6 protein-coding genes and 2 pseudogenes are annotated in these 5337 nt (G+C 71.3%); 5 read left to right on the top strand and 3 right to left on the bottom strand.

The genetic code is table 11. From position 1 onward, the window contains the following. Positions 1-91: pseudogene (locus tag WYO_RS32295) on the top strand (porin family protein); the annotation flags it as partial. Between the two features lie 205 nt (positions 92-296). On the opposite strand, the gene WYO_RS28270 reads toward WYO_RS32295, so the two are convergent. Continuing rightward, complete coding sequence (locus WYO_RS28270) at positions 297-938, bottom strand: HD domain-containing protein (RefSeq protein WP_007569246.1); 642 nt, start codon at positions 936-938, stop codon at positions 297-299. 114 nt (positions 939-1052) lie between these two features. Here WYO_RS28270 and WYO_RS28265 point away from each other — a divergent pair, with 114 nt between their 5' ends. Further along, positions 1053-2015 (top strand): DJ-1/PfpI family protein, encoded by a 963-nt coding sequence (locus WYO_RS28265; protein ID WP_007569245.1) that lies wholly within the window; start codon positions 1053-1055, stop codon positions 2013-2015. 350 nt (positions 2016-2365) lie between these two features. Here the strand turns inward: WYO_RS28265 and WYO_RS28260 are convergent, their stop codons facing one another. Further along, positions 2366-2686, bottom strand: a complete 321-nt coding sequence (locus tag WYO_RS28260; RefSeq protein ID WP_007569243.1) for a hypothetical protein — start codon at positions 2684-2686, stop codon at positions 2366-2368. Positions 2687-2993: 307 nt separating this feature from the next. On the opposite strand from WYO_RS28260, the gene WYO_RS28255 reads away from it, so the two are divergent. The 3 genes from WYO_RS28255 (at position 2994) to rclC (ending at position 5060) form a co-directional block, all read left to right on the top strand. Next, a complete protein-coding gene (locus WYO_RS28255) occupies positions 2994-3941 on the top strand; it encodes an AraC family transcriptional regulator (protein WP_007569242.1) in 948 nt (315 codons plus the stop codon). A gap of 87 nt (positions 3942-4028) precedes the next feature. Further along, on the top strand, positions 4029-4376 hold the full coding sequence (locus WYO_RS28250; RefSeq protein WP_007569239.1) for a carboxymuconolactone decarboxylase family protein: 348 nt from the start codon (positions 4029-4031) through the stop codon (positions 4374-4376). A 36-nt stretch (positions 4377-4412) separates the two neighbouring features. After that, positions 4413-5060, top strand: coding sequence for a reactive chlorine resistance membrane protein RclC (rclC, locus tag WYO_RS28245; RefSeq protein WP_007569237.1), 648 nt, complete (start codon positions 4413-4415; stop codon positions 5058-5060). A gap of 186 nt (positions 5061-5246) precedes the next feature. On the opposite strand, the pseudogene WYO_RS32290 reads toward rclC, so the two are convergent. Continuing rightward, positions 5247-5337 (bottom strand): annotated as a pseudogene (locus tag WYO_RS32290) (porin family protein); the annotation flags it as partial.

Below are 5337 nucleotides of genomic sequence, written 5' to 3'. Positions count from 1 at the left end.
CTTCCCGGTCGCCTACAGCAATGTCGGCCGCCGCGACGACGAGTTCGCCGTGGTCCGCGCCGGCCTGAACTACAAGTTCGGCTCGTACTAAGACCCAGGACGCTCCCGGCCTCCGGGCCGGGAGCGTTTCGGATGGACGGGGGCCTCCCCAGGCCCCACGCCCGACCGGCCGCTTCGCCCCGGAGCCCCGGCCCGATCGGACGGGACGCCCAGGTCAGCACAAAGCCCCGGATGCCCATGGCGCCCGGGGCTTTGTGCTGTCTCAAGGAGAGGAGACCTGCGTTCCCCGCGCCGCCTCACCCGCGCCAGGGCGAATGGCGGATCACGCTGCAGAAGTTTCCGGCGTGGAAATGCGGCTCCTTGTCGGCGATCACATCGGCCTTGACGTTGCCGAAGGTCGTGTCCGGCTTGTGCCGGATCCCCTCGTAGAAGGCCTGGATGATATCCTCCTTGAAATGCGGGGGCCGGGGATGCGCCCGCACCACGGCCTCGCGCTCGGCGTCGCTGTACTGGGCGTAGGTCAGCCCGAGCACGTCCATCTCGACCCCGGCGGTGACCAGGGCGACCACGGGATGCATGTGCTGCGGGATGCCCGGCGTGGTGTGCAGCGCGATGGCGGCCCATACCGTGTCGATATCGGCCTGGGCGATGCCGTGGCCGCGCAGGAAGTCCCGGGCCGCGTTGGCGCCGTCGACCTCGAAGCGCTCGGTCGCGCTGCTGTGCTGCGGCGTCAGCCCCATGTCGTGGAACATCGCGCCGACATAGAGCAGCTCCGGATCGTAGGTCAGGCCGCGCTGCGTCCCGGCCAGGGCGCCGAAATAATAGACGCGGCTGGAATGGTGGAAGAGCAGCGGCGATTCCGTATCCCGGACGAGCTCGGTCACCGCGCGAGCGAGCGTGCTGTCGGGAATGGCGACGCCGTCGATGGGATGAGCCATGGCTTTCACTCCTTGCTGCCCCCGGGAGGTTAGCGCCGCGCGTTACGTCCGGATTTGACGGAACACGTCCCAGACGGCCAAATCGCGCGTCCGGCGGACGTGAGGGCGTGCAGCGTGGAGCGGAGACTCGTGATCGTCGCGGGACCGGGCGTGCAGATGCTCGACGTCTCCGGCCCGCTGGACGTGTTCGCGGAGGCGAATGTCCAGGCCGGGCGCGCCGTCTACCGGACCGAGATCGTGTCCGCGCAGGCCACCACGATCGCGACCTCGTCCGGCGCGCGGCTGCTCGCGGACCGGACGATCTTCGACGCCGATCCCGGGGCCCCCGACACGGTGCTGGTTGCGGGATCGCCGGACGCGCCGCATCGGCGTCCCGCCGCCGCCCTGCTCGACTGGTTGCGGCGCACGGCCCCATCGGCTCGGCGCTTCGGCTCGGTCTGCACCGGTGCCTTCGCGCTGGCCGAAGCCGGGCTGCTGGACGGGCGCCGGATCACCACCCATTGGGCGGCGGCCGACGCCCTGGCCCGGCGCTACCCCGCGATCCGGGTCGAGCCGGACGCGATCCAGGTCCGCGACGGCCCGGTCTGCACCGCGGCCGGGGTGACGGCGGGCCTCGACCTGGCGGTGGCCTTGGTCGAGGAGGATCTCGGCCGGGAGCTGGCCAAGCGCGTCGCCGCGCAGCTCGTGATGTTCTTCAGGCGGCCCGGCGGCCAGATGCAGTTCAGCCGCAGCGGCGCGGCCGAACCGTCGGGCCGGGCGGTGTTCCAGGAGGTCCAGCGCTGGATCGCGGCCGCCCCCGCGGAGGACCACAGCGTGGCCCGGCTGGCCGAACGGGCCGGCCTCAGCCCCCGGCACTTCGCGCGGCTGTTCCGGAGCGAGGTCGGCATGACCCCGGCCGACTGGGTCGAGGCCGCCCGGGTTGCGGCGGCGCGGCGCCGCCTGGAAGCGGAGGGCCTCTCCCCCAAGCAGGTCGCCGCCCTGACGGGCTTCGCCAACGCCGACACCCTGCGCCGGGCCTTCGTGCGCCACGTCGGCATCACCCCGGCCGAATTCCGCAGGCGGAACGGCGTGGGGTGAGGTGGCTCGGTTCTCACAACCTACCATGATGGAGGCTTACATCGGTGGCGCCGAAGTGGGTGGCCTCGCCGTCTCGTTCGAGATTGGGCAGGCCCTCGGCCGTCCATCGAATTCGTGATCGATTGGCCAGGGGCGCCCGAACGCGTCCACCCGGCAGCCGAGCGGGCCAGCCGGTGACGGATGACCCGCTCGGCGGACGCCGCGCAGCCCAGGCAGCGGCGCGTCAGCCGCTTCAGGAGGCTGCGGGGCCCCGCACGTCCCCTCGATCTCCGGCGCCGTCTGCCGGGGCCTGAGGCCGAACGGGGATGGGCGAGCGCTCACGGGGTCGGCCTGCCGACGACGCGAAGCCGTTACCGGCGGTTCGTAAGGCTGAAGAGGGCGAAGCCGGCCAGCGCGGCGAGGCCGAGGGCGAGGGAGCGGTTGCCGTGCAGGAAATCGGCCGCCTGCTCGCCGGCCTGGCGCAGATCGTTGCCCAGCGGCGAGCCGGTCAGGATGCGCTCGGCCCGATCCCGGTTCTCCTCCCGGGTGTTGATCGAGACCGCGAACACGTCGCCATGCCGCTCGATGTCGATGCTGTTGCGCGCAAACCCGGCACGGGCGAGGCGGTCGCGCGCCGATCGCGCGGCCTTCAGGGAGGGGACCGTTACTGAAGCCAAGGTGCTGTCCGACATCATGTTCTCCGTGCCGCGGGGCGGACCTCGTCGGGGTCGACCGCGCTCCTAGAAGGGCTAACCCCGCTGCAGCCTTCGGGGTCCTTGGCCACACGCCCCGGCCCGCAACCTCTGCGCGATGGCAGCGCCTCACCACCTCACTGACCGGAGGAGGTTTGGCGCCGAGATCCCGATCCGAGGCGCAACGGACGCGGCCTCGCTGCGCGGCACCGAGGATCCCCGCGGAGGCCTCGCGCGCGGTTACGCACCGGAGCCCGGCGCAGGGCCATGTCCAGACGGGTCGATCGCCGTATAGGATCGGCGCGCGATGGATACGAAAGCCGAGGATGTCCTGAGTGGGCTCGCGCCGCTGCTGCGCGTGCGCCCACACTTGGACGATGTCTGCCGCTTCGGCGGAGCCTGGGCCGCCATCCATGAGCCCGAGCCGGCCGGGCAGGCGTATTTCCACATCGTCACGCGCGGCCGCGCCACGCTCCAGCGGCCGGGATCTGAGCCGTTGCACCTGGCCGCCGGGGACATCCTGCTTCTGCCGCGCGGCGATGCGCACACGATGCGCGATGCGGGACCGAACGCGCAGCCGCCTGCGTCGGTCGCCGTCCGGCATCACGGCACGCTCCGGTTCAAGACCAGCCTCGGCACCGAGCCAGATGTCGAGCTGGTCTGCGGCCGCCTGCGGTTCGAAGCGGCGCCCCAGAGCCTGATCGTGGCCGCGTTGCCGGATCTCGTCGTGCTGCGCGTCGGCGAGCAACCGCTCTCCACCCGCTTCCACCCCCTGCTGGTGGGGATCCGCGAAGAGCTGAGCGACGTGCAGGCCGGAGCGGTCGCCATCGCCGAGAACCTGGCCAGCGCGTTGTTCATGCTGATGCTGCGCGCCCACCTCGACACCGCGGCCCCGGCCGAGGGTGTGCTGCGCCTTCTCGGCCAGCGGATGACGGCCCAGGCGGTGCTCGCCATGGTCGGCGATCCACGCCGTGCCTGGACGCTGGACGAACTCGCCTCCGCGGCAGCGGCGTCCCGGGCGAGCCTCGTGCGGGCCTTCCGCAAGGCGGCCGGCGTCGCGCCGCTGGCGTTCCTGACGGACCTCCGGCTCGGGCTCGCCCATCACCGGCTGCGGACCCAGCCGATCCCGCTCGATCGCCTCGCCGACGAGGTGGGCTACCAATCCGCGGCCGCGCTGAGCCGCGCCTTCCTGCGCAAATACGGACTCCGCCCCGGGCAGGCGCGCCACGGCGCGCACGCCGCGGCGTCAGCTTGATCCCCGCGGTCATCCGCTTGCACCGGACGGTCATCGAGGACGGGACGGCCGCCGACTACCTTCCGTGTCATCACACAGGAGGTCGTCATGCACATGATGGATTGGAACACCTACCGGCAGCAGGTCACGGCCGGCGTCGGGCATTTCGCCAAGCTCAGCCCTGACACGATCCGGGGCTACGGCGCCCTGAGCACGGCCGGCCAGAAGACCGATCAGCTCGATGCCAAGACCCGCGAGCTGATCGCCGTGGCGGTCGCGATCACGCTGCGCTGCGACGGCTGTATCACGGTCCACACCGACGCCGCGCGTAAGCTCGGTGCGACGGAAGCCGAGATCGCCGAAGCACTCGGCGTCGCCACCAGCGTCAACGCGGGAGCCGCCGTCGTCTACGCGACGCGCGCCCTCGATGCCTATGCGGCGTCCTCCGAAGCCTGACCCCGCATTCTCCCCCTCGAGCGAAGGTATCGTGTCATGAACACGCACATCCGGCAGGTCCTCGGTCTGGTGTCCGGACCGGGCTCGAACCGCATCGGCCTCCAGGCGATGCGGCTGGCCATCGCGGTCATCTTTCTCTGGATCGGCGCTCTGAAGTTCGTGCCCTACGAGGCCGAAAGCATCACGCCGTTCGTCGCCAACAGTCCGGCGATGTCGTTCTTCTACGCCCATCCCGATCAATACGCGCAGCACCTCACCCACGAGGGTGAACTCAAGCTGGCGGAGCGGACCTGGCAGGCGGCCAATCACACCTACGCGTTCTCCCGCGGCCTCGGGACCGTCGAGCTGCTGATCGGCGTGCTCGTCCTCGTCGGGATGGTGTCGCGGCGCCTCGGGCTGGCCGGCGCGATGCTGGCTTTCCTCACGCCGGTCGTGACCCTGTCGTTCCTGGTCACCACGCCGGAGGCCTGGGTCTCGGCTTTGGGCGACGCCCAGCACGGCTTCCCGTACCTGTCGGGTGCCGGCCGGCTCGTCCTGAAGGATGTGACGCTGATGGCCGGCGCGTGGCTCGTGCTCGCCGACAGTGTGCGGGCCGTGCTCGACCACGACGCCCGGCGGCTCCCGGCCGCGGCCGGTTTCAGCCTCGCGAGGAAGGCGGCTTCGCGGTCGCTCCGAGCCTGGTAGCAACGAAAACACCCCGGGCGCGGGAGCGCCTGGGGTGTCGCCGACCTCGCGGCCGGTGTGATCGGGCGGGGGATGCGAAGGTCAACCGGATGGCTGCCCTCTCTGCGCAGCAGGCGAGGAGGAGGACCAACACCCCCTCGCCCGCCGCACCGTCTCCCGGCCCGGAGGCCGGGAGCGTCCTGGGTCTTAGTACGAGCCGAACTTGTAGTTCAGGCCGGCGCGGACCACGGCGAACTCGTCGTCGCGGCGGCCGACATTGCTGTAGGCGACCGGGAAG

It is taken from the genome of Methylobacterium sp. GXF4 (assembly GCF_000272495.1).
In the GTDB taxonomy this organism is placed as follows: Bacteria; Pseudomonadota; Alphaproteobacteria; order Rhizobiales; family Beijerinckiaceae; genus Methylobacterium; species Methylobacterium brachiatum.
Note: the sequence above shows the minus strand (reverse complement) of the source record. Positions and strands in the feature narration are given on the sequence as shown.

Bases quoted from the DNA above. Each gene is read 5' to 3' on its own strand.
- WYO_RS28270 (WP_007569246.1), bottom strand. From the start codon at position 938: ATGGCTCATCCCATCGACGGCGTCGCCATTCCCGACAGCACGCTCGCT.
- WYO_RS28260 (WP_007569243.1), bottom strand. From the start codon at position 2,686: ATGTCGGACAGCACCTTGGCTTCAGTAACGGTCCCCTCCCTGAAGGCC.
- WYO_RS28255 (WP_007569242.1), top strand. From the start codon at position 2,994: ATGGATACGAAAGCCGAGGATGTCCTGAGTGGGCTCGCGCCGCTGCTG.
- WYO_RS28250 (WP_007569239.1), top strand. From the start codon at position 4,029: ATGCACATGATGGATTGGAACACCTACCGGCAGCAGGTCACGGCCGGC.
- rclC (WP_007569237.1), top strand. From the start codon at position 4,413: ATGAACACGCACATCCGGCAGGTCCTCGGTCTGGTGTCCGGACCGGGC.